Below are 24065 nucleotides of genomic sequence, written 5' to 3'. Positions count from 1 at the left end.
CGACGCTTCCGGTGCCCCTACGCGTCGCCCCCGGCCGCCCCCGGGTGCGCCGCCGTGACGTCGAGCAGCTGGTAGCGGTCGATCGCCTGCTTGAGGACCGAACGGTCCACCTTCCCCGCGCGCGCCAGCTCGGTCAGCACGCCCACCACGATCGACTGCGCGTCGATGTGGAAGAACCGCCGGGCGGCCCCACGGGTGTCGGCGAAGCCGAAACCGTCGGCGCCCAGCGACTGGTACGGACCCGGCACCCAGCGCGCGATCTGGTCCGGCACCGACCGCATCCAGTCGGAGACGGCCACGAACGGCCCCTGGGCCCCGCTCAGCTTCCGCGTCACCCACGGCACCCGCTGCTCCTCCTCAGGGTGCAGCAGGTTGTGCTCCTCGCAGGCCACGGCCTCACGCCGCAGCTCATTCCACGAGGTGGCGGACCACACGTCCGCCTTGACGTTCCACTCCTCGGCGAGGATCTTCTGCGCCTCGAGGGCCCAGGGCACGGCCACGCCCGAGGCCATGATCTGCGCCGGGATCTCGCCCCCGGCGCCCTCGCTGATCCGGTGGACGCCCCTGAGGATGCCCTCGACGTCCACGTCCGCCGGTTCGGCCGGCTGGCGGATCGGCTCGTTGTAGACGGTGAGGTAGTAGAAGACGTCCTCGCCGTGCGGGTGCTGTTCGTCGGAGCCGTACATCCGGCGCAGGCCGTCCTGCACGATGTGCGCGATCTCGTACGCGTACGCCGGGTCGTAGGCCACGCACGCCGGGTTGGTGGAGGCGAGCAGCTGGGAGTGGCCGTCCGCGTGCTGGAGCCCCTCACCGGTCAGGGTGGTCCGTCCGGCGGTCGCGCCCAGGACGAAACCGCGCGCCAACTGGTCGGCCATCTGCCAGAACTGGTCGCCGGTGCGCTGGAAACCGAACATCGAGTAGAAGACGTAGACCGGGATCAGCGGCTCGCCGTGCGTGGCGTACGCCGAACCCGCCGCGATCGCGGAGGCCGTGCAGCCCGCCTCCGAGATGCCGTCGTGCAGCATCTGCCCGGTCGGCGACTCCTTGTAGGCGAGCAGCAGATCACGGTCGACGGACTCGTACTGCTGGCCGAGCGGGTTGTAGATCTTCGCGCTCGGGAAGAACGAGTCCATGCCGAACGTGCGGTACTCGTCCGGCGCGATCAGCACGAACCGCCTGCCGATCTCCTTGTCCCGCATGAGGTCCTTCAGGAGCCGCACGAAGGCCATGGTGGTCGCGATGGACTGCTGGCCCGAGCCCTTCTTCACGGACGCGTACGCCTTGTCGTCGGGCAGTGCGAGCGGCTGGGCGCGCACGATCCGGGTCGGGACGTAGCCGCCGCAGCCCTTGCGGCGGTCGTGCATGTACTGGATCTCGTCCGAGTCGCGGCCCGGGTGGTAGTACGGCGGCGGGCCGGACTCCAGCTCCTTGTCGGAGATCGGCAGGTGCAGGCGGTCGCGGAAGCGCTTGAGGTCGTCGACCGTCAGCTTCTTCATCTGGTGCGTGGCGTTGCGGCCCTCGAAGTTGGGCCCCAGGGTCCAGCCCTTGACCGTCTTGGCCAGGATGACGGTGGGCTGCCCCTTGTGCTCCACGGCCGCCTTGAACGCCGCGTAGATCTTGCGGTGGTCGTGTCCGCCGCGGCCCAGCATCATGATCTGGTGGTCGGTCATGTTCTCGACCATGGCGCGCAGCCGGTGGTCGTCGCCGAAGAAGTGCTCGCGGATGTAGCCGCCGGACTCGGTGGCGTAGGTCTGGAACTGGCCGTCCGGCGTGGTGTTCATCTTGTTGACCAGCACGCCGTCGCGGTCCTGCGCGAGCAGCGGGTCCCAGGAGCGGTCCCAGATCAGCTTGATCACGTTCCAGCCGGCGCCGCGGAAGACCGACTCCAGCTCCTGGATGATCTTGCCGTTGCCGCGCACCGGGCCGTCCAGGCGCTGGAGGTTGCAGTTGACCACGAAGGTCAGGTTGTCCAGGCCCTCCCGGGCGGCGATGGAGAGCTGGCCGAGCGACTCGGGCTCGTCCATCTCGCCGTCGCCGAGGAACGCCCACACGTGCGAGTCGGAGGTGTCCGCGATGCCGCGCGCCTGCATGTACCGGTTCATCCGGGCCTGGAAGATCGCGCCGATCGGGCCGAGGCCCATGGAGACCGTCGGGAACTCCCAGAAGTCCGGCATGGAGCGCGGGTGCGGGTAGCTGGAGAGGGCGTACGGCGCCTTGGACTTCTCCTGGCGGAAGCCGTCCAGGTGCTGTTCGCTGAGCCGGTCCAGCAGGTACGCGCGCGCGTAGATGCCCGGCGAGGCGTGTCCCTGGAAGAAGACCTGGTCGCCGCCGCGGCCGTCGTCCTTGCCGCGGAAGAAGTGGTTGAAGCCGACGTCGTAGAGCGAGGCGGAGGAGGCGAAGGTGGCGATGTGGCCGCCGACGCCGATGCCGGGGCGCTGGGCGCGGGAGACCATCACCGCGGCGTTCCAGCGGGTCGCGTTGAGGATCTTGCGCTCGATCTCCTCGTTGCCCGGGAAGAACGGCTCGCTCTTGGTGGGGATCGTGTTGACGTAGTCAGTGCTGCGCATCTCCGGCACGGCCACACGCTTCTCGCGCGCGCGTTCGATCAGCCGGAGCATGAGGTAGCGGGCCCGTTCCCGGCCTCGCTCGTCGACGGCGGCGTCGAGCGAGTCGAGCCACTCCTGGGTCTCCTCGGGATCGAAGTCAGGAACCTGACTCGGAAGGCCGCCAATGATGATCGGGTTGCGATCGGATCCGGAAGCCACGCTGTTCCTTACCTGTCAGAGGGCTGACATATCTGGGGCGTTTCTGGGATTTTTCCGGTGTTTCCTTGGGTTTGGGGCGTTCTGTCTGCGTGTGCCTGCACCGTTCCCCATCGTGTACCTCGTGTGAGGCAAACGTCATCTTTACTGGTCGGTAACCGGGTCCCGGGGCGCCACACGCCCGGAGATCAGGGGTCCCCTGGTGGATCTCCTGCTCATGGCGGGTTCCCAAACACGCAAAAGCGGGCAGAAGGGTGTGGTGTGTGTCACCGCTGATCGCGATACCGTGTCAGGAGTTGCGGCGACACAGCCAGGAACGTCACCGTTTCGGCGGTCCCGACCGCCGGGTACTTGCGCGATCCGGCCCGCCCGTGTGGACTACGGCCAATGCTTCGCGCACGCGCGTGGCTGAAGACCCAATCGCAACACCATCAGGAGGCAACCCGTGAGCGCGACCGCGGACCACGCGGAGGAGCGGACTAACCCGGCCGCCAGGCTGGGATTCCAGCCCGGGCAGGTGGTCCAGGAGATCGGCTACGACGACGACGTCGACCAGGAGCTCCGCGAGTCCATCGAGGAAGTCATCGGCAGCGAACTCGTCGACGAGGACTACGACGACGTGGCCGATGCCGCGGTGCTGTGGTTCCGCGACGAGGACGGCGACCTGACGGACGCGCTGGTCGACACCCTCGGGTTCCTCGACGAGGGCGGCGTGATCCTGCTCCTGACGCCGAAGACCGGCCGGGACGGGTACGTCGAACCCAGCGACATCGGCGAGGCCGCGACGACTGCCGGCCTGTCGCAGACCAAGAGCGTCAGCGTGGGCAAGGACTGGAACGGCACCAGGCTGCTGACGCCGAAGGCCGCCAAGAAGAAGTAGCTCCCACCCCCGCCCCGGGCGCCCCGGCGCCCGGCACGCCCGCGGACGGGCCGACGCGGTCGGCCCGTCCGCGGGCGTGCGGTGACGGCTGCGTAGGGTGGTCCCACCCGAACAGCCCCACCGAAGGGAAGCAGCACCATGGCGATCCAGGTCGGCGACAAGGCACCCGACTTCGAGCTGAAGGACAACCACGGCCGCACCGTGCGGCTGTCCGACTTCCGCGGCGAGAAGAACGTGGTGCTGCTCTTCTACCCGTTCGCCTTCACCGGCGTGTGCACCGGCGAGCTGTGCGCGCTGCGCGACAACCTGCCGAAGTTCGTCAACGACGGCACCCAGCTGCTCGCCGTCTCCAACGACTCCATCCACACCCTGCGCGTCTTCGCCGAGCAGGAGGGCCTGGAGTACCCCCTCCTGAGCGATTTCTGGCCGCACGGCAACACTTCGCGCGCCTACGGCGTCTTCGACGAGGACAAGGGCTGCGCCGTGCGCGGGACCTTCATCATCGACAAGGAGGGCGTCGTGCGGTGGACCGTGGTCAACGGGCTGCCGGACGCGCGCGACCTGAACGAGTACGTGAAGGCGCTCGACACCCTGTGAGCCGCGCCCCGGGGTTCGGGAGACCCGACACCTGGGAATCTTCGGCCACAGGGCCTGCGTGGTGCGGGAACCCGTCACTAGGATCGAGACGTTGATCCCATATCCGATGCACGACGGGGCTCCCCGCCCCCGGACACCAATGGAGGACTCGTGGGAGTCAGCCTCAGCAAGGGCGGCAACGTTTCGCTTTCGAAGGAGGCCCCGGGCCTGACCGCGGTCCTCGTCGGCCTGGGCTGGGACGCCCGGACGACGACCGGCACCGACTTCGACCTCGACGCCAGCGCCCTGCTGCTGAACAACTCGGGCAAGGTCGGCAACGACCAGAACTTCGTCTTCTTCAACAACCTCAAGAGCCCCGACGGCTCGGTCGAGCACACCGGTGACAACCTCACCGGTGAGGGCGAGGGCGACGACGAGGTCATCAAGGTCGACCTCGCGGGCGTCCCGGCCGACGTCGACAAGATCGTCTTCCCGGTCTCCATCTACGACGCCGAGAACCGCCAGCAGTCCTTCGGCCAGGTCCGCAACGCCTACATCCGCGTGGTGAACCAGGCCGGCGGCGCGGAGATCGCCAGGTACGACCTGAGCGAGGACGCCTCCACCGAGACCGCCATGGTCTTCGGCGAGCTGTACCGGCACGGCGCCGAGTGGAAGTTCCGCGCCATCGGCCAGGGGTACGCCTCGGGCCTGCGCGGCATCGCCCAGGACTTCGGCGTCAACGTCTGAGCGACGCAGCAGCCCGACCGTCCGGCGCCGCGCGTTCTCGCGCGGCGCCGGACGCGCAGGACACCGACACACGCACCATTCACGGGGAGGACCAGCATCATGGGCGTCACGCTCGCCAAGGGAGGCAATGTCTCCCTGTCCAAGGCCGCACCCAACCTGACCAACGTCATGGTCGGACTCGGCTGGGACGCGCGCTCCACCACCGGAGCCCCCTTCGACCTCGACGCCAGCGCGCTGCTGTGCGGCGCCGGCAACCGGGTGCTGGGCGACGAGTGGTTCGTCTTCTACAACCAGCTCACCAGCCCCGACGGCTCGGTCGAGCACACCGGCGACAACCTCACGGGTGAGGGCGAGGGCGACGACGAGTCGATCCTGGTGGACCTCGGCCGGGTCCCGGTCCAGTGCGAGAAGATCGTCTTCCCGGTCTCGATCCACATGGCCGACGAGCGCGGCCAGACCTTCGGACAGGTGAGCAACGCCTTCATCCGCGTGGTCAACCAGGCCGACGGTCAGGAACTCGCGCGCTACGACCTGAGCGAGGACGCCTCCACCGAAACGGCGATGATCTTCGGCGAGCTCTACCGCTACCAGGGCGAATGGAAGTTCCGGGCCGTAGGACAGGGGTACGCGTCCGGACTGCGCGGCATCGCTCTAGACTTCGGAGTCAACGTTTCGTAAAGCCGGGTACGGCGACGGGGGAGACCCGTACACAACGGATTGGGTAGCCAGTGCTTCTGAAAACCTTCGGCTGGTCGTTCGCGATCACCGTGCTCGGCTTGATCGCGGCTGTGTTCTACGGGGGCTGGACCGCCTTCGGGGTGGTGGCGATCCTCGCGGTCCTGGAGATCTCGCTCTCCTTCGACAACGCCGTGGTCAACGCCGGGATCCTGAAGAAGATGAATGCCTTCTGGCAGAAGATCTTCCTCACGGTGGGCGTGCTGATCGCCGTCTTCGGCATGCGGCTGGTGTTCCCCGTCGTCATCGTCGCCATCACCGCCAAGATGGGTCCCGTCGAGGCCGTCCAACTGGCGTTCGACGACAAGACCCGGTACCAGCAGCTGGTCACCGACGCCCACCCGGCGATCGCCGCCTTCGGCGGCATGTTCCTGCTGATGATCTTCCTCGACTTCATCTTCGAGGACCGGGACATCCAGTGGCTGCGCTGGATCGAGCGGCCCCTGGCCAAGCTCGGCAAGGTCGACATGCTGTCGGTCTGCATCTCCCTGATCGTCCTGCTGATCACCTCCTTCACCTTCGCCACCCACGCCCACCAGCACGGCGGCGCACACGCCGACAAGGCGCAGACCGTCCTGATCGCGGGCATCGCCGGTCTGATCACGTACATGATCGTCGGTGGTCTGTCCGGCTTCTTCGAGGACCGGCTGGAGGAAGAGGAGGAGCGCGAGCACGAGGAGGAGGAAGAGGCCGCCCGCAGCGGCAAGCAGCGCTCGGCGGTCAAGCTGGCCGGCCAGGCCGCCTTCTTCATGTTCCTCTACCTGGAGGTCCTGGACGCCTCCTTCTCCTTCGACGGTGTGATCGGCGCCTTCGCCATCACCAACGACATCGTCCTGATGGCCCTCGGCCTCGGCATCGGCGCCATGTACGTGCGTTCACTCACGGTCTACCTGGTCCGCCAGGGCACCCTCGACGACTACGTCTACCTGGAGCACGGCGCCCACTACGCGATCGGCGCGCTGGCCGTGATCCTCATGGTCACCATCCAGTACGAGATCAACGAGGTGATCACCGGCCTGGTCGGCGTCGTCCTGATCGCCTGGTCCTTCTGGTCCTCCGTGCGCCGCAACCGGGCGCTGGAGGCGGCCGAGGGGAAAGCGGCGGGCCCGGGCGACAGGACCGAGGTCGAGTCCGGGGTGTGACGCCCCACCCGGTACGGGAACGCTCTGAACGGGGCGGCCGACGGGACCACTCGGCGAGTCGGGCCGGGTGAGACCCTTGCGGCCGCCCCGCGGCATGCGTGCGGGGGTGAGTGAACGCGGTGGAGGTGGGGGCGGGAGATGGGCTTCTTCGACGGTCTGCGGGGCGGACGCCTGGCCGAGTTCGACTCGGGCAGCGCCGCGTCCAACGCGATCGAACTGACCAAACGGCACAGCCAGGTGTCGCTGACCAAACAGGGCGCGGCCACCGGGAACCTGCGGATCAACCTGAACTGGCGGATGCGCACCTCGGACCTCGGCGGCTCCGTCCGGCAGAGTCTGCTGCGCCACCCCTTCAAGGCGCTGAAGCCGCCCGAGGTGCTCGGGCACAGCCAGTCCATGGTCAACGTCGACCTCGACCTCGGCTGCCTGTACGAGCTGGCCGACGGCACCAAGGGCGTCGTCCAGCCCCTCGGCGGCCTCCTCGGCGACGTGAACGCGCCGCCGTACGTCAAGCTCAGTGGCGACGACCGGTTCGGCTCCGCCTCCGGTGAGACGATCTACGTCAACCTCGACCACCGCGACGACATCAAACGGCTGCTGGTCTTCGTCTACATCTACGACCAGACACCGGCCTTCGACCGTACCCACGCCGTCGTCACGCTCTACCCGAGCAACGGCCCGCGCATCGAGATCGGCCTCGACGAGCGCCACCCCCAGGCCCGCTCCTGCGCGGTCGTCCTCATCGAGAACGTGAAGGGCGAACTCACCGTCCGCCGCGAGGTCAAGTTCGTCTACGGCTTCCAGTCGGAACTGGACCGGCTCTACGGGTGGGGCCTCCAGTGGGGCCGCGGCTACAAGTCGAAGGCGGACCGCTAGGTCCTGTCGTCGAATTCCCGTCGTCTGCCCGGAGGGCGGCCGCGCGGCGTCAGGCGCGTGCTCCGGGGGTCCCCCCTGCTCGAAGAGCTTGGGGGAGTGCCGGGTCCTGACCCCCGTACCGGATGTACTCGGGTCCGGGCCCGGTGCGGCGAGAGTGCGTGCATGGCGTCGCGAGGCAGGCGGGAATTCGACGACAGGGCCTGGGCGGGTGGCATGACGCAGGCAGCAGACGGGTTCCGCGCGGCCTTCGAGGCCTTCCGGGCCCTGCCGTACCCCGACCACCCCCCGTGCGGAAAAGCTGCGCGACTGGAACTCACGCCTGCTCGACCTCGACGGGTACGTCGCGGGGTACGCGACACAGGTGTAGGACGGCCGGATCGGCGCCGAGGTGCCCGACGCCGACGCGCCGGCCCTGGAGGCGCAGACACTCCGGGACGACCTCGACTCGATCACCCCGCAAGGGGCGCACGACGTGAGGCTGGTGAGCGACTACCGCGCGTACACCGAGGCGCTGGAGCGGATGGCCCGGCTGCTCGCGGCGCTCGCCCGGCCGGGCTGAGCGCCGGGGCCGCGGTCCACCGGCGGGTCACCGCCCGATGAACTGCGGCCCCTGCGGGGGCAGGCGGAAGTCCGGGTCGGGGGCCGCCGTCACCGGGGGCGGGTACCCGTGGGGTGCCCCCGTGGGCTGCGGCGCGGCGCCGTACGCCGGCTGCGGGTACCCGTAGGCCGGCTGGGGCGCCGGAGGCGTCTGCGGCTGCTGCGGCCAGGCGTGAGGGGGCTGCTCGGGCGGCAGCGGCTGGGCCACCGAGGTCGCCGTCCTGTCCGTCCGGTCGAGCCCGCCGCTCCCCGCGGCCCCCTCCGTTTCGTCCACCGAGATGCCGTAGTCGGTCGCCAGGCCCTGCAATCCGTTCGTGTAGCCCTCGCCCAGCGCCCGGAACTTCCACGCGTCGCCCCGCCGGTACAGCTCCCCGCAGATCAGCGCGGTCTCCTGACCGGTCTCGGGCTTGATGTCGAAGGAGGCCAGCGGCTCACCCTCGGCGACCGCCGCGTCGTACAGCGCGATGCTCAGCCCCCGCACCCGGTCGAAGGCGACCCCGTCCGCCGAGGCGATCAGCAGGACCCGGCCCACCTCGGGCTCCACCCCGAGCAGGTCCGTCTGGATCGTGTCGGTGAGCACCTGGCCGGCCCGGCGCTTGCCCAGCCGCCAGACCTTCCCGGAGGGATGCCGTGGCTGGTTGTAGAAGACGAAGTCCTCGTCGGAGCGGACCCGGCCGCCGGGGCCGAGGAGCAGCGCCGACGCGTCGACGTCCGGGACCTCCTGGCCCGGCGTCCAGCGCACCACGGCCCTTACCGTGGCCGCTTCCAGCGGGACGTTCGATCCCTTCAGCATCGCGCGCGTCATGTCGTCATCCTGCCTTCTCGGTCCTGGTCACGACAACGCGGCTCGCGCCACCGCACGTCCGCCCTCGCCCCGTTACCAGAAGTTCATGCCCTCCGGGAACCACCGACACTGATTCGTACGTACTATTACCGGCCACCTTTTCCACGCCGCGCGCCACCACAGGGGAGCTACATGCGTCATTTCGGGCACCTCGCTCCTGAGGTGCGGGAGCGCCTCTTCCACCGGGAGCCGCAGGAGTTCAGCGCCGACGCCCCGGCCCGGCTGCTCGCCGCGGCCCTGGGCGCCACGCTCTACAGCCCGGCCACCCGCCCGCACCTCGCCGACGACATCGTCAAGCAGGCCGCCCGCGGTGTGGTCTCGATGGTGCTTTGTCTGGAGGACTCGATCGACGACGCGGAGGTGGAAGAGGGCGAGGCGAACCTCGTGCGGCAGTTCGCCGCCCTGGCCGCGCTCCCCGGCGCCGCGCCGCTCCCGCTGCTGTTCGTCCGGGTCCGTGCCGCCGGGCAGATACCCGACCTGGTGCGACGCATGGGAGAGTCGGTCCGGCTGCTGTCCGGCTTCGTCCTGCCGAAGTTCACCGGCGAGCGCGGCCTGGCGTTCCTGGAGGCGGTGCAGGCGGCCGAGACGGCGAGCGGGCGCCGGCTGTTCGCGATGCCGGTCCTGGAATCGCCCGAACTGCTGTACAGGGAGACCCGCGTGGAGACCCTGGAGGGAATCTTCCGCGCCGTCGACAAGTACCGCGACCGGGTCCTCGCCCTGCGCCTGGGCGTGACGGACTTCTGTTCGTCCTACGGGCTGCGCAGGGCCCCCGACATGACGGCCTACGACGTCCAGGTCGTCGCCTCCGTGATCGCCGATGTGGTCAACATGCTGGGCCGCGCCGACGGCACCGGGTTCACCGTGACCGGCCCGGTGTGGGAGTACTTCCGGGCACAGGAGCGCATGTTCAAGCCGCAGTTGCGGCAGAGCCCCTTCCTTGAGGTGCAGGCGGCGGGGCTGCGCGAGACACTGATCGAGCATGCGATGGACGGGCTGCTGCGGGAGATCTCCCTGGACCAGGCCAACGGGCTGCTCGGCAAGACCTGCATCCACCCCTCGCACGTGCTGCCCGTGCACGCGCTGTCGGTCGTCAGTCACGAGGAGTACAGCGACGCGGCGGACATACTGCGGCCCGAGCGCGGCGGCGGGGGAGTGCTCAGGTCGGCGTACACCAACAAGATGAACGAGGTGAAGCCGCACCGCGCCTGGGCCGAGCGGACCCTGCTGCGCGCCGAGGCCTTCGGGGTCGCGAGGGAGGACGTGGGCTTCGTGGAACTGCTCGCCGCGGGGATCCCCGCCTGACCGGCCGCCCCGGCCGCTCGCCCGCCTGACCGGCCGCCCCCGGCCGCTCGCCCGCCTGACCGGCCGCCTCCGTCCGCCCGTCTGGCCGCCCGCCCTCGGCCGACTCCGGCGCCCGGCCCCTGACCGCCCGGCCGCCCTGCTCTCCGGGCGGCCCCGGCACGCCCCCTCACCCGCCCGCCCACTCACCCCAAGGAACGCATGAACAAGGCAGTGCACGACGGGATCTGGTCCGGTACCTGGGTCGCCGAGCGACTCGGCGTCGAACTCGTGGGCGGCGACGAACTCACCGGCCTGCTGGGCCTCGCCCTGCGCCGCAACCCCAAGCGGGCCCACCTCCTGGTCTCCCACGTCCTCGGCAAGCACGTACCCCAGTCGCCGTCGGTCGTGTACGGCCACGGGCTCGCCCTGGGCCGCCGCGTGCGGGACCTGCTCGGCGAGCGGGAGGCCGCCTCCGCCGTCGTCCTGGGCTACGCGGAGACCGCGACCGGCCTCGGCCACTGCGTCGCCGACGGACTCGGACCCGTCCCGTACCTGCACTCCACGCGCCGGCCCGTCCCCGGCGTGCGACCGGCAGGCGGTTTCGAGGAGTCCCACTCGCACGCGACCTCGCACCTGCTCCTGCCCGAGGACCCCGCGCTGCTCGCCACGAGCGGGCCGCTGGTACTGGTGGACGACGAGTTCTCCACCGGCAGCACCGTCCTGAACACCATCCGCGACCTGCACGCCCGCCACCCGCGCAAACGGTACGTCGTGGTCGCCCTGGTGGACATGCGCTCCCCGGCCGACACCGCCCGGCTCGACGACTTCGCCCGCGGCATCGGAGCCCGTGTCGACCTGGTCGCCGCCGCCTCGGGCACGGTCCGGCTCCCCGAGGGCGTCCTGGACAAGGGCCGGGAACTGGTCGCCCGGTACGAGAGGACGGCACCGGCCCCTCCGGAGCCCGCCACGCAGCCCGCCCCGGGGACCGGCGGCCGGGTCGCCCGGGTCGCCCTGCACTGGCCCCCCGGCCTCCCGGACGGCGGCCGGCACGGCTTCACCCCGGCTCACCGCGACCGGCTGGAGCGCGCCCTGCCCGGCATGGCGGCCCGGCTCGCCGAAGCGCTGCCCGCGCACGCCCGCCGGGTCCTGGTCCTCGGCTGCGAGGAGCTGATGTACGCGCCGCTGCGGCTGGCCCGCGAGCTGGAGCGGATCACCGGGGCCGAGGTGCGCACCTCCACCACCACCCGCTCGCCCGTCCTCGCCGTGGACGACCCCGGCTACGCGATCCGCAGCCGGCTGGTCTTCCCCGCCCACGACGACCCGGCCGACGGCCCCGGCGAGCGCTACGCCTACAACGTGGCGGGCGCGGGATTCGACGCCGTCCTCCTCGTCGTCGACTCGGCCGCCGACACCCCGCACCTGCACGCCCCTGAGGGCCTGCTGGCCCGCCTCGCCGCCCACACCCCGCACGTCCTGCTCGCGGTCGTGCCGTCGTACGTCCCCGCCCCCCGTCAGGAAAGTCCCCCCATGCTGCCCGAGCCCCTGCGCGGCCCCGCCTTCTCCTCGTACGCGCCCGAGGAGGTCGGCTGGCTGCTCCAGGACCTCTCGGACGTCACCCTGGAGGCGCCGACCGAGGAACGCGAGGAGGCCATCCAGAGCGGCGGCGCCCACTACGCCGAGTCCCTGCCGGTGGAGTACCAGCCCAGCGCGCAGTACCAGGAGCTGTTCCACGCGGCCCTCGGCGCCTCGGCGGACCGGATCGCCCGGGCCGTCGGCGCGGTGACCGAACTCGTCCTCGCCGAGCGCTCGCCCCGCCCGGTGGTGGTGTCCCTCGCCCGCGCCGGAACGCCCGTCGGGGTGCTGATGCGCCGCTGGGCCGCGTTCCGGCACGGCCTCGAACTGCCGCACTACGCCGTCTCGATCGTGCGCGGCCGGGGCATCGACGCCAACGCGCTGCGCTGGCTGGCCGCCCACCACGACCCGGCCGACGTCGTCTTCGTCGACGGCTGGACCGGCAAGGGCGCCATCACCCGGGAACTCGCCGAGGCGATCGGGCAGTTCGAGCAGGAGGGCGGGGCCGCCGGCTTCGACCCCGAGATCGCGGTGCTCGCCGACCCGGGCGCCTGCGTGCGGACGTACGGCACCCGGGAGGACTTCCTCATCCCCTCCGCCTGCCTCAACTCCACTGTCTCCGGGCTCATATCGCGCACGGTGCTGCGCGCCGACCTGGTCGGCCCGCACGACTTCCACGGCGCGAAGTTCTACCGCGAACTGACCGGCGCCGACCTGTCGAACGTCTTCCTCGACACCGTCGCCGCCCGCTTCCCCGAGGTCGCCGACGCCGTCGGGGTGAGCGTCAAGGAACTGCTGGCCGGTGACCGCGCGCCGACCTGGGCGGGCTGGACGGCGGTCGAGCGGATCAGCGAGGAGTACGGCATCCACGACGTGAACCTGGTCAAGCCCGGCGTCGGCGAGACCACGCGGGTGCTGCTGCGCCGGGTGCCGTGGAAGATCCTGGCGCGGGCCGGGGCCGGGGCGGACCTGGACCACGTGCGGCTGCTGGCCGAGCAGCGCGGGGTCCCCGTCGAGGAGGTGGCCGGACTGCCGTACACCTGTGTGGGGCTGATCCACCCCCGCTACACGCGCGGGGCGACCGGCGCCGACGGGAAGGCGGTCGCGCTGTGAAGCCGGTCCTGGTGGCCAGCGACCTCGACCGTACGCTCATCTACTCGTCCGGGGCGCTGGCGCTGACCATGCCGGACGCGCGGGCTCCGCGGCTGCTGTGCGTGGAGGTGTACGAGGGCAGGCCGTTGTCGTTCATGACGGAGACGGCGGCGCGGCTGCTCACCGATCTCGGCGAGGCGGCGCTGTTCGTGCCGGCCACGACCCGTACCCGCGAGCAGTACCTGCGCGTCGGCCTGCCCGGCCCCGTTCCCGCGTACGCGGTCTGCGCCAACGGCGGCCACCTGCTGGTCGACGGCGTGTCCGACGCCGACTGGCACCGGCGGGTGACCGGGCGGCTGGCCGAGGAGTGCGCGCCGCTGGAGGAGGTGTGCGAGCACCTGCTGCGGACCGCCGACCCGGTGTGGGTGCGCAAGCAGCGGGTCGCCGAGGACCTGTTCGCCTACCTCGTCGTCGAGCGCGAACTGCTCCCCGGGCAGTGGGTGAAGGAGCTGGCCGCGTGGGCCCGGGAGCGCGGCTGGACCGTCTCGCTCCAGGGCCGCAAGCTCTACGCCGTCCCCGCGCCGCTCACCAAGAGCGCCGCCGTCCGCGAGATCGCCCGCCGCACCGGAGCCGAACTCCTGCTCGGGGCAGGCGACTCACTGCTCGACGCCGACCTGCTCCTGGCCGTCGGCCGCGGCTGGCGGCCGGGGCACGGGGAGTTGGCGGACACGGGCTGGACCGCCCCCGGCATCAGCGCGCTGCCGGAGCGCGGGGTGCTGGCCGGGGAGCGGATCGTCCGGGAGTTCCTCGCGGCGGCCGGGGCGCCGGAGTGACGCGGGGCGCGCGCGGGCCCGGGGCTCGCGCGCGCCGGGCGCCGCGTCAGCCGCAGCAGCCTCCGCCGCAGCAGCCGCCTCCGCCGCCCCCGCCCTGGGCCCGGGGCGCGCTCGCCGAGCCGCCCACCGCGACGGTGGACAGCAGCTTGACGGTGTCGTCGTGTCCGGCGGGGCAGGTCGCCGGGTCGGCGGACTGCGCCATGGGACGGTTCAGTTCGAAGGTGTCGCCGCAGCTGCGGCAGCGGTACTCGTAGCGAGGCATGCGTCCAGGTTAGGACAGGCCCCGGCGGGCGTGACCGGAGACACAAACCTAGGTGGTTCTTGTGTGTTCGCTTCTGTCCCGTTCTCATGCGGAGGAATTGAAAAGACGGCTGATAATTTTATCTGGCCGTGAGAGCCGCGAGGCGGCTGGGAGTGAGGGGGCAGGCGGCCGCGGTTGCGGCGGCTGTGTCGACCCGCGCGAGCAACACGGGGTGCGGAGGGAGACGCAGTCGTGACCGAGTCAGGGCAGGGGGAGGGCCTTCCGGAGGAAGGCCGCCCACCCGGGAAGCGCCGCTCCGAGCAGGGGCGCGCGGAATCAGTGCGCTCCGAGCAGGGGCGCGCGGAACCGGTGCGCTCTGAGAAGGGGCGCGCGGAATCAGGGCGCGGTGAACCGGGGCGCTCCGAGCAGGGGCGCTCTGAACCAGGGCGCTCTGAACCGGGGCGGTCCGAGCAGGGGCGCGCGGAATCAGGGCGCGGTGAACCGGGGCGCTCCGAGCAGGGGCGCGCGGAACCAGGGCGCTCTGAACAGGGGCGGTCCGAGCAGGGACGCGATGAACCGGAGGGCGACGAGCCGGGGCGCCCAGTGGACGCCGACCGGGACGGGGCCGGCACGCGTGCGCGCGCGGACGAGACCATGCAGCTCAACGTCGACGCCCTGCGCCGGTCGGAGCGTGCGGCGGGGGAGGCCTCGGACGCAGCCCCGCGACGGCCCGACGAGACCATGCAGTTGAAGGTCGACGCCCTGCGCCGACGGCTGCCCGGACGGCTGCGCCCGGCGGACCGGCACGAGCGGGATGAGCGGGACCAGCAGGACCAGCGGGGCCAGCAGGACCAGCGGGGCCAGCGGGGCCAGCGGCAGGAGACGGGCGAGCCCGACGAGTCGCGCGATCCGCACCAGCCGCGCGAGCGGCAGGAAGCGGACGAGCCGCAGCCGCAGCCGCACGAGACCATGCAACTGCGCGTGTTCCGGCAGAAATCCGCCCCGGACCGGAAGACCGCCACAGACCGGAAGACCGCCACAGACCGGAAGACCGACGCCGCTCAGGAGCCCGGCCGCCGGGCCGACCGCCGCAAAGCGCGCCGCTCCGCTGCCCAGCCCGGCCCGCTCGCCCGGCGCACGGCCCCCCTCCTGGCGGTGATCGCGCCCTACGCCCGGAAACTGAAACCGGTCTACCCGCGCCGCGGGCGGACCGGCTGGCGCCGCTGGATGCCATCCTGGCGGCAGTGGATCGGCCTCGCCTTCTCCGGCATCGGCCTGACCACCCTGTTCCTGGTCGTCGCCTACGCCGCCACGGACATCCCGGAGAATCTGAACTCGTACGCCACCCAGCAGGACAACGTCTACTTCTGGTCCGACGGCACCCCCATGGCCCGCACCGGCTGGGTGCAGCGGCAGGCGATGCCGCTCAAGGACATACCGGAGGACGTCCGCTGGGCGGTGCTCGCCGCCGAGAACGAGAGCTTCTACAGCGACCCGGGCATCTCCTTCAAGGGCATCACCCGCGCCCTGTGGCGCACGGTCGGCAAAGGTGACACCGAGGGCGGCTCGACCATCACCCAGCAGTACGTCAAGAACGTCTACCTGACGCAGAACCAGACCGTCAGCCGCAAGTTCACCGAGGCGATGATCGCCCTCAAGCTCGACAACAAGATGAGCAAGGACAAGATCCTCGAGGGCTACCTGAACACCAGCTGGTTCGGCCGCGGCACCTACGGCATCCAGCGCGCCTCCCAGGCCTACTACGGCAAGGACGTCGGGCAACTCAACGCCAGCGAGGCCGCCTTCCTCGCCTCCCTGCTCAAGGGCGCGGGCCTGTACGACCCCACGCTCGGCCCGACGAACCACGCCCGCGCCGTCAAGCGCTGGAAGTGGACCCTGGATCGCATGGTCAAGATAGGCAAGCTGTCCAAGGACGAGCGGGCCAAGTACACGACGTTCCCCGAGCCGCTCAAGCGCAACCCGCTCTCCGACACCGGTCAGCAGAGCGACTACCTGGTCGAACTGGCGTCGCAGTACGCCAAGGACTCCGCGCACCTCTCCGACAAGGACTTCGACCTGGGCGGCTACCAGATCTACACGACCTTCGACCGCAAGCGGGAGGCGCAGCTCACCGACGTCGTCACCAAGGCCCGCAAGAAGGCCCGGGAGAGCGACCCGAAAACGGCGAAGACCGCCCACTACGGCGCCGCCTCGGTGGCCACCGACGGCCGGGTCGTCGCCGTCTACGGCGGCCCCGACCACCGCAAGCAGGGCTTCAACGAGTCCAACGCGGCCACCGTCCCCGCCGGTTCGGCCTTCCAGCCGTTCGTCTACGCGGCCGGCCTGGAGCACGGTGTCATCAAGCAGCGCGACGCCCCCCGGCAGCAGATCTCCCCGGAGAGCGTCTACAACGGCGACGACGGCGTGCCCGTCAGCACGCCCGAGGGCCCCTACTGGGACCGCAGCGGCCGCAAGGTCGCCGCCCACAACGACGACAAGAAGTCCTACGGCCCGATCACCCTGCGCAAGGCGCTCGCGCAGTCGGTGAACACGCCGTTCATGCAGCTCGGCATGGACACCGGCCTGGACAAGGTGAAGGACACCGCCGTCGCCTCCGGCCTGCTGTCCTCCACCATGGGACCGCAGGTGCCCGCACTCGCCCTGGGCAACGCCCGGCCGAGCGCCATCCGCATGGCCAGCGGCTACTCCACCTTCGCCGCCGCGGGCGTGCACACCGAGCCGTACTCGGTGCTCCGCATCACCCGCAACGGCGCCACCGTGCCGGTGGACCGCCCGCTGTCCGGGCAGGCGGTCGGCACCCGCACGGCCCAGCAGGTCGACGACGCGCTCGCCGACGCCTTCCGCACCGCCCACCCCACCGCGGCACCCGCCTCGGCGAGGATCACGGGCAAGGCCGGCACGACCGAGGACGACACCGCCGCCTGGTACGTGGGCACCGCGAGCAAGGTGACGACCGCGGTCGTCGTCTACCGCATGGACCTGGCCAAGAGCCTCGAACCGCTGCCGCTGAAGGGGATCGGCACGACGGCCGACGGCAGCGTTCCGTACACCATCTGGGAGGGTGCCATGACGCCACTCGGCTGACCCGTGCGACGCCCCGGCGCCCACGTCTGACCCGCGAGCCGCCGACCCCTGCCGGGCCCCGCCGTCGAGGCGGGGCCGGCAGCACACTCCCGCAGCCCTCCCCACGCAGATTCGAGCCGCCCATGAAGCCGCCCCACGGCCGCCGTCGCAAGGCCCCTGCGCGCCGCCGCCCCTCCCGACCGCACTTCATCACCCTGGCCGCTTTCCTGGTCGTCGCCTCCGTGGTGGCCGGCTTCCTCGCGCTGACCCGCCCCGACTCCACCACGCCGACCGCCTCCGACGGGGCGAAGGGCGGCGCGACCAGGAGCCCGGGCCCCGCCGCCCCCTCGCCCACGGCGAGCAAGGAGCCGGCGTGGGACGGCAAGGTCAAGGTGCTCGGCGACGGCTCCACCTCGTACACCGGCCCGCAGAAGGGCGAGTTGAAGCCCGTACCGCTCAAACCGGGCGAGAAGCCGCCGCAGTTCGTCGTGTTCTCCTGGGACGGTGCCCTGGAGGGCAGCGACCACCTGTTCTCGCACTACCGGGAGCTGGCCAAGGAGTACAACGCCCACATGACCTTCTTCCTCACGGGCATCTACCTGCTGCCCAAGAGCAAGAAGACCCTCTACCACCCGCCGATGCACAAGCCCGGTGACGCCGCCATCGACTACGCCACCGACGAGCACATCCGCGACACCCTGGAGCAACTGCGCATCGCCTACGACCAGGGCAACGAGATCGGCACCCACTTCAACGGCCACTTCTGCGGCACCAAGGGCGGCGGCGACTGGAGCGTGAAGGAGTGGAAGAGCGAGATCGACCAGTTCTACGACTTCGTGGAGAAGTGGAAGACCAACACCGGCTTCAAGGACATCGCGCCGCTGCCCTTCGACTTCAAGAAGGAGGTCACCGGCGGCCGGGCGCCCTGCCTGGAGGGCCAGCCCAACCTGCTCAAGGCCATCAAGGACTACGGCTGGCGCTACGACGCCTCCTCGCCCGGCGACTTCCAGATCTGGCCCACGAAGAAGAACGGCATCTGGGACTTCCCGCTCCAGATGCTCCCGTACGAGTCCGGCAAGTACCAGGGCCTGTCCATGGACTTCAACTTCCTCTACAACCAGTCCGCCGGCGAGACCAAGGGCGACCCGGCCAAGTACCCGCAGTGGGAGAAGCAGACCGTCGACTCGTACATGGCCGGCTTCAACCGGGCCTACTACGGCAGCCGCGCGCCGCTCTTCATAGGCAACCACTTCGAGGACTGGAACGGCAGCATCTACATGAAGTCCATCGACCAGGTCATCAAGAACGTGTGCGCCAAAGAGGGCGTCAAGTGCGTCTCGTTCAAGGAACTCGCGGACTGGATGGACGTGCAGAAGCCCGAGACGCTGCAGGCCCTGCGCGGCCTGGACCCGGCGCAGTCGCCCGACTGGTCCTCGGTGGTCAAGTGAGGCCGGTAACCCCTTGGTTGCACTTGTGCACACCCTCTTCACATCCGGCGCGCGTGTCATGCGAAGATGCGACCGCCCGGTAGGTGTACCGGCGTAGAGGGGAACATCATTGAAATCAAGAAAACTGAGCCGTAAGCGGCGCCGCGCCACCATAGTCACCGCCGCTGCCGCCTCGGTGGTCGCCGGCGTGGTGCTGGTGCCCAACTGGAGCGCGGGTGCGGCGGTCACCGACGACCCGACGGTGGACGCGGCCACCAAGGCCACCTTCCAGAAGCTCGCGGACGCGGTCTTCACCGACCGCACGCAGGCCCTGGTCGACGGCGCGTCGGGCGGCAAGCAGGGGAAGAAGGGGCACCACGACCGGCTGTCCTCGCGCTTCTCCGGCAGGGTCCGCCTGTCCGGCACGCAGTCCCACCACGAGGACTCCGCGCTGTCCGAACTGCGCGGCCGCAAGGACCGCTTGGAGAAGCTGGGCGAGAAGTACAGCGCGGGCAGCACCACCGTCACGCTGGACGCCACCCGGGTCAAGGGGCACGACGCCAAGGTCGCGGTCACCGAGAGCACGACCCTGACCTACGAGAAGGTCCGCGGCAACGAGCCGAAGAACACCGGCTTCCAGGCCCACCACGAGCTGTCGTTCCACGCCGACAAGCACGGCGACTGGCAGCTCACCGGCATCCGCGACACCGACGACGGCGTGGCCGTGAACCAGCCCGCCGCCCCGCCGGCCGCGAAACCCGCCACGGCCGCCGACGACGGCAACCCGCCGGACGCGCCCCGCTCGTCCACGGCGAAGAGCACGCCGGCCAACAAGAAGAACCTCACTTCGGGCACGTACGACTACAACGCCATGGCGGCGTACGCGAAGAAGTACTGGAGCAACTACAACCCGGACTACCCGAACTTCAACGGGCAGGGTGCCGGCGGCGACTGCACCAACTTCGTCAGCCAGTCCCTGAAGGCCGGCGGCTGGAAGCACGTCCCCGGCTACACGACCGACTTCCACAAGTGGTTCGGCAACAACGAGATCCAGTCGGACTCGTTCATCGGGGTCAACGAGTTCTCCTGGTTCGCCCTGTCCTCCAAGCGGGTCACCAGCCTGCCCTACGTCTACCAGATGGACGTCGGTGACGTGCTGCAGATGGACTTCAACCGGGACGGGTCCAAGGACCACTCCATGATCGTCACCTACCGCAGTCCGCAGGGCGTGCCGTACGTGTCGTACCACTCCACCAACACCTACAACAGGTCGGTGGCGAGCCTCATCGCGTCGTACCCGAACGCGTACTACTACGCCTACCGCACGTGAGCGGTGCCGGTGCGTTAACGGAGCGGGGGCCGGGCCGCCGCGGGCCCTGCCCTCAGTGACCGGCTCCCCGCTCCTCGCGGATCCGCGCCACCACCCGGGCCACCGCCCGCCGGACCGCGTCGGTCTCCGTCAGGAAGTGCCAGTAGTCCGGATGGCGGCCCTCCAGGCCGCCGACCGCCCGCTCCAGCCGGGCCACCGCCTCGTCCAGCGGACGCGCGTCCCGCGGATCCGGTGTCGTACGGCCCGTCATCGCCAGCCGCTGCGCGTCCCGGATCGCGAACCGGGTCTTCTCGATCTCGCCCTGCGGATCCTTCTGCACGGAGTTCAGCCGCGTCAGCCGGTCCCCGGCCGCCGACACCGCCTCGTCGGTGGTGTTCAGCAGCGCCCGCACCGTCGACAGCAGTGAGGTCGCGTCCGGCCAGCGCTGCGCGTCCCGCGCGGCCTGCGCCTCCTTCAGCTTCGCCTCGGCCTGCCGGACGTTCTCGGCGGCCTGCTCCGGCACGTGCTGCAGGTCCTGCCAGCAGGCGGCCGTGAACCGGCGCCGCAGCTCGCTGAGGACCGGCTCCACCTGGCCGCTGCGGGTGGTCAGCGCCTGCGCGCGGGTGCGCAGCGACACCAGCCGGTGGTCGACCTCGGCGGCCTTCTCGGGCAGCCGCCCGGCCTCGGCCCGGATGGCTTCCGCCTCCCGCGAGACCCGCTCGGCCCGCTCCAGGGTCGCCTGCACCCCGTGCTGCCCAGCGCCCTGGTTCAGCTTCGTCAGGTCCGGGGCGAGCGCGGCCAGCCGGGTGGCGAGGTCGTCCGCCCGGAGCCCGGCGGCGCGGACCGTGTCCAGCGCGTGGGTGGCGGCCAGCAGTGACTGCCGGGCGCGCTCCACGGCGGGCGCGAGCCGGGCCAGCTGGGTCTCGGCCTTGCCGAGCAGCGGTCCGAGACCACTGCTGAAACGGTCCAGCTCGCGCTTGACGTCCAGCAGTTCGTCCTTGGCGGCGGTCAGGTCGGTGCGCGCCCGGGCGGCGGCGGAGGCCTCCAGGTCGTCCCGGTCCAGATCGGTCGCGTCGACCGCCTGGATGTAGCGCCGGCTGGCCTCGTCGATCCGCCGGCCGAGCGCCTCGAAGTCGGCGACCGCGCGGCGGGCGGCCGGCGAGTCGTCGACGGCCGTGATGGTCTCCATCGAGATCCGCAGGTCGCGCTGGGCGGTGTCCAGTTCGTAGAAGGCGGAGGCCGCCGCGTCCTTCGCCGCCTGCGCCTCGGCCCGCTGGCTCTCGGCCCGGCCGCCGAACCAGCGCCGGGTGCCGCCGCCGGCGAAGGCGGCGGGCAGCGCGAGCACGGCGAGCAGCGGCAGGGCCGCCAGGGCGAGGACGTCACCGGCGGGCCCGGGGCCGGGCCGCCGGCGCGGGGCCCGCGGGCGGCGGGACGCTGCCGGTCCGGTCCGCCGGGACGCCGTCGGTCCCGGCTGTCGGGGGGTGGCCGGTCCGGTCCGCCGGGACGGCACCGGTCCCGGCGGAGCAGCCGGTGCCACCGGAGCAGTCGGTGCAGCCGGAGTGGCCGGTGTCGCCCGTGCCGCCGGTGTGGCCGTCACATCCCTCTCCCCGTGCCGTCGTCCGCCCCGCCATGAATCGGCGTGGAATCATTCTCCCACCTGTGCGGGACGAACACACGGGCCGGTCAGTTCACCGTACGCACCGTGATACTCGCGTCGGAGGTCCGCGCGGAGACGACATGGGGGCTGGTGGCGTCGCGGGGGACCGACACATGGGTGGAGCCGTCGCGGGTCTTCGTGGTCACCCGGTACGGGGCCCGGGGCAAGGCGACGGTGACGGAACCGTCGGAGGAACTCGCGTCGACCAGGTCGGGCACCGCGCCCAGGGTGAGGTGCAGCGAGCCGTCGGTGGTGGTGGCCCGCACCCGGCGCGAGGAGACATCGGCGTGCACGGAACCGTCGCGGGTCCGCAGTTCCAGCGGGCCCGTGGAGTCGGTGACGTGCACCGAGCCGTCGGTGGCGCGGACGGTCAGCGGGTCCTCGAAACCGCTGGCCCGCACGCTGCCGTCCTTGTCCTCCACCTTCACGGTGATGCCGCGCGGGACCTCGATGCGGTGCTTGGCGTCGCAGTCGGCCACGATCCCCGAGCACTTCAGGCGCAGCACCAGCCGGTCGTCCTTCATCGACCAGCTCACATGAGGGTCGTCGCCCACCAGCACGTGCCCCTTGAACCAGCGCGTGACCCGCACGGTCCCCGCCGCGTTGCCGTCCGCGGCGACGATCTCCAGCGCCGAGTCGTCGGAGTCCACGGTCAGGGTGCGGCCGTGCAGGGCGAAGGAGCGGTGCTCGGGGTCCTTGTCGTCCGTCGCGGAGCCGCCGCACGCCGTGGCCGTGGCGAGCAGGGCCACGACGACGCCGGTGAGGGCGGCGGCACGGACGGGAACGGTACGGGACATGGCGGTCTCCCCCTGGGACGGGCCGGTGCGAACTGGTGGGTGCGGGTGCGGGTGCGGGTGCGGGTGCGGGTGCAGTGCGGGTGCCGGTGCTGGTGTGGGCGCGGGTGGGCGCGGGTGGTGTCTTCCGCTGTGGTCACCGTCGACCGTACGGGGAGGGGGCAGGGCGCGGAATCCGGCGCACTGGCGGATCGGGGGTGGGGAAAACCCCCGGGCGTCACGGTGCGGCGCCGTGCGTGCGGCGCCGTGCGTTCCGGTACGGCGACGCGCCTTCCGGTACGTCGCCCGGCGTCCCCGTTCACCGTCCCCGCCCCCCGTACGCCCCGGGAACGCCGAAGGCCCAGGTCCTGGGGGCAACCCCGTGGACCTGGGCCTTCGCTCGCGTGTCGCGACCGGTGGGCGCGGACGGTTTCGAACCGCCGACATCCTGCTTGTAAGGCAGGCGCTCTACCCCTGAGCTACGCACCCGGGACGAGTGGACAGCCTACCCTGCCAGGGGGACTGCCCCGCAAACCCGTTGTGCGCCCCGGGCCGGCGGCACCGGATCACGCGCCGCCGTCGCTGTCCCCGTCCGCGCCCCCGGGTCCGGCGTTCTCGTGGGCGCGCTTGAGGCGGCTGCGGGCGGTGACGGCGTCGGAGCCGGCGAACTGGGACCAGTGGCGGTGGGTGGTGACGAAGACCGCCAGTTCGTGCTCGCGGCGGCGGAGCTTCTCCACCTCTGCCTGTTCGTCGGCGGACCAGCCGGGGGAGGCGGGGCGCTCCACCTTGCGCCAGCCGCTGTCGTCGCTGAACCCGTCCAGCGGCTCGACCGACCACGGCAGCCGTCTGAGCAGGGCCGACAGCTCGGCCCGGACCTGATGCAGCTCCTCCTGGCCGGCGAGGAGGTCACTCGGAAAGTCATAGGGCGTAGCCACGGCGCAATGCTACGCCTGTTCGATTTTGGGTCGCGACTTGATCCGGGGGGTTCATGCGTTCGAAGAACCCGCCGGTCGCCGCCCGTTGTCAGACCCCTGCCCTACGGTGGCGACATGGAGAAGACGGACGGGTCGGCGGACGCGGTGACGGTACACCTGGAGCCCTGGGGCGAGGAGGACTTCTGGCTGCTGCGGCTGCACAACAGCCCTGAGATGACCGCGCACCTGGGCGGCCCGGAGAGCGAGGAGAAGCTCGCCGAGCGCCACCGGCGCTACCTGGCCCTGCCGGCCGGGCGGATGTACCGCGCGGTGTCGGCGGCCGACGGGCGCACCGTGGGTGCGATCGGCTTCTGGGAGCGGGCCTGGCGGGGCGGGACCGTCTGGGAGACCGGATGGGCGATATCGCCCGCCTTCCAGGGGCGGGGGCTGGCGGCGCGCGCGGCGTCCGCTCTCGTCGCCGAGGCGCGCGCCGCCGGGACGCACCGGTATCTGCACGCCTACCCGAGCGTGGACCACGCCGCCTCCAACGGGGTCTGCCGCCGTGCCGGCTTCACCCTGCTCGGCCCGGTCTCCTTCGAGTACCCGAAGGGCAACTGGATCACGTCGAACGACTGGCGCCTCGACCTGACGGCACCGGCGGACTGACCCGGCGAGGTACCCCGGGGCGCACGTGGGTGCCCCGGGCAGGCGGACGCGCTCCCT

At 71.2% G+C, this 24065-nt stretch carries 20 protein-coding genes and 1 tRNA gene; 14 read left to right on the top strand and 7 right to left on the bottom strand.

Annotated features, from left to right (window positions below):
* Positions 1-17: 17 nt before the first annotated feature.
* Positions 18-2765 carry a pyruvate dehydrogenase (acetyl-transferring), homodimeric type gene (gene aceE / locus AB0G56_RS14620; RefSeq protein WP_360968816.1) on the bottom strand — a complete coding sequence of 916 codons (2748 nt, stop codon included), beginning with the start codon at positions 2763-2765 and terminating at the stop codon, positions 18-20.
* Positions 2766-3207: 442 nt separating this feature from the next.
* Here aceE and AB0G56_RS14615 point away from each other — a divergent pair, with 442 nt between their 5' ends.
* From AB0G56_RS14615 to AB0G56_RS14585, 7 genes are all read left to right on the top strand, one after another.
* Positions 3208-3642 (top strand): DUF3052 domain-containing protein, encoded by a 435-nt coding sequence (locus AB0G56_RS14615; RefSeq protein ID WP_360968813.1) that lies wholly within the window; start codon positions 3208-3210, stop codon positions 3640-3642.
* Positions 3643-3780: 138 nt separating this feature from the next.
* Positions 3781-4239, top strand: coding sequence for a peroxiredoxin (locus tag AB0G56_RS14610; RefSeq protein WP_360968811.1), 459 nt, complete (start codon positions 3781-3783; stop codon positions 4237-4239).
* 150 nt (positions 4240-4389) lie between these two features.
* Positions 4390-4965 (top strand): TerD family protein, encoded by a 576-nt coding sequence (locus AB0G56_RS14605; protein WP_360968808.1) that lies wholly within the window; start codon positions 4390-4392, stop codon positions 4963-4965.
* 99 nt (positions 4966-5064) lie between these two features.
* Positions 5065-5643 carry a TerD family protein gene (locus AB0G56_RS14600; RefSeq protein ID WP_360968805.1) on the top strand — a complete coding sequence of 193 codons (579 nt, stop codon included), beginning with the start codon at positions 5065-5067 and terminating at the stop codon, positions 5641-5643.
* A gap of 50 nt (positions 5644-5693) precedes the next feature.
* Positions 5694-6842 (top strand): DUF475 domain-containing protein, encoded by a 1149-nt coding sequence (locus AB0G56_RS14595; RefSeq protein WP_360968802.1) that lies wholly within the window; start codon positions 5694-5696, stop codon positions 6840-6842.
* A gap of 138 nt (positions 6843-6980) precedes the next feature.
* Positions 6981-7718, top strand: a complete 738-nt coding sequence (locus AB0G56_RS14590; RefSeq protein WP_360968799.1) for a Tellurium resistance — start codon at positions 6981-6983, stop codon at positions 7716-7718.
* A gap of 388 nt (positions 7719-8106) precedes the next feature.
* The gene (locus AB0G56_RS14585) at positions 8107-8277 is read left to right on the top strand and encodes a hypothetical protein (protein ID WP_360968796.1); all 171 of its coding nucleotides are present in this window, start codon (positions 8107-8109) and stop codon (positions 8275-8277) included.
* A 27-nt stretch (positions 8278-8304) separates the two neighbouring features.
* Here AB0G56_RS14585 and AB0G56_RS14580 read toward each other — a convergent pair whose 3' ends face one another.
* The gene (locus AB0G56_RS14580) at positions 8305-9120 is read right to left on the bottom strand and encodes a TerD family protein (protein ID WP_360968793.1); all 816 of its coding nucleotides are present in this window, start codon (positions 9118-9120) and stop codon (positions 8305-8307) included.
* A 171-nt stretch (positions 9121-9291) separates the two neighbouring features.
* Between AB0G56_RS14580 and AB0G56_RS14575 the strand changes: the two genes are divergently transcribed.
* From AB0G56_RS14575 to AB0G56_RS14565, 3 genes are all read left to right on the top strand, one after another.
* Positions 9292-10461, top strand: a complete 1170-nt coding sequence (locus tag AB0G56_RS14575) for an HpcH/HpaI aldolase/citrate lyase family protein (protein ID WP_360968791.1) — start codon at positions 9292-9294, stop codon at positions 10459-10461.
* Between the two features lie 198 nt (positions 10462-10659).
* Positions 10660-13125, top strand: a complete 2466-nt coding sequence (locus AB0G56_RS14570; RefSeq protein ID WP_360968789.1) for a phosphoribosyltransferase — start codon at positions 10660-10662, stop codon at positions 13123-13125.
* Positions 13122-13937 (top strand): HAD family hydrolase, encoded by an 816-nt coding sequence (locus AB0G56_RS14565; protein ID WP_360968787.1) that lies wholly within the window; start codon positions 13122-13124, stop codon positions 13935-13937. The genes AB0G56_RS14570 and AB0G56_RS14565 overlap by 4 nt, the downstream gene beginning before the upstream one ends.
* Positions 13938-13983: 46 nt before the next feature.
* On the opposite strand, the gene AB0G56_RS14560 is transcribed toward AB0G56_RS14565, so the two are convergent.
* A complete protein-coding gene (locus tag AB0G56_RS14560) occupies positions 13984-14199 on the bottom strand; it encodes a zinc ribbon domain-containing protein (RefSeq protein ID WP_360968784.1) in 216 nt (71 codons plus the stop codon).
* A 633-nt stretch (positions 14200-14832) separates the two neighbouring features.
* Between AB0G56_RS14560 and AB0G56_RS14555 the strand changes: the two genes are divergently transcribed.
* The 3 genes from AB0G56_RS14555 to AB0G56_RS14545 all read left to right on the top strand — a co-directional run bounded on the left by AB0G56_RS14555 (position 14833) and on the right by AB0G56_RS14545 (position 20019).
* Positions 14833-17283: a transglycosylase domain-containing protein gene (locus AB0G56_RS14555; protein ID WP_360968781.1), complete on the top strand. Its 2451-nt coding sequence runs from the start codon at positions 14833-14835 to the stop codon at positions 17281-17283.
* A 122-nt stretch (positions 17284-17405) separates the two neighbouring features.
* Entirely contained in the window at positions 17406-18710 is a 1305-nt protein-coding gene (locus AB0G56_RS14550; RefSeq protein WP_360968778.1) for a hypothetical protein, read from the top strand.
* A 175-nt stretch (positions 18711-18885) separates the two neighbouring features.
* Positions 18886-20019 (top strand): amidase domain-containing protein, encoded by a 1134-nt coding sequence (locus AB0G56_RS14545; protein ID WP_360969118.1) that lies wholly within the window; start codon positions 18886-18888, stop codon positions 20017-20019.
* 52 nt (positions 20020-20071) lie between these two features.
* On the opposite strand, the gene AB0G56_RS14540 is transcribed toward AB0G56_RS14545, so the two are convergent.
* From AB0G56_RS14540 to AB0G56_RS14525, 4 genes are all read right to left on the bottom strand, one after another.
* Positions 20072-21367 (bottom strand): hypothetical protein, encoded by a 1296-nt coding sequence (locus AB0G56_RS14540; protein ID WP_360969115.1) that lies wholly within the window; start codon positions 21365-21367, stop codon positions 20072-20074.
* Between the two features lie 314 nt (positions 21368-21681).
* The gene (locus AB0G56_RS14535; RefSeq protein WP_360968775.1) at positions 21682-22452 is read right to left on the bottom strand and encodes a DUF4097 family beta strand repeat-containing protein; all 771 of its coding nucleotides are present in this window, start codon (positions 22450-22452) and stop codon (positions 21682-21684) included.
* Positions 22453-22845: 393 nt separating this feature from the next.
* Positions 22846-22917: transfer RNA gene (locus AB0G56_RS14530), tRNA-Val, on the bottom strand.
* A gap of 77 nt (positions 22918-22994) precedes the next feature.
* A complete protein-coding gene (locus tag AB0G56_RS14525) occupies positions 22995-23363 on the bottom strand; it encodes a hypothetical protein (RefSeq protein ID WP_360968772.1) in 369 nt (122 codons plus the stop codon).
* Between the two features lie 114 nt (positions 23364-23477).
* Here AB0G56_RS14525 and AB0G56_RS14520 point away from each other — a divergent pair, with 114 nt between their 5' ends.
* A complete protein-coding gene (locus AB0G56_RS14520; RefSeq protein WP_360968769.1) occupies positions 23478-24008 on the top strand; it encodes a GNAT family N-acetyltransferase in 531 nt (176 codons plus the stop codon).
* The last annotated feature ends 57 nt before the right edge of the window (positions 24009-24065 follow it).

It is taken from the genome of Streptomyces sp. NPDC021356, assembly GCF_040641015.1.
GTDB lineage: Bacteria > Actinomycetota > Actinomycetes > Streptomycetales > Streptomycetaceae > Streptomyces.
Note: the sequence above shows the minus strand (reverse complement) of the source record. Positions and strands in the feature narration are given on the sequence as shown.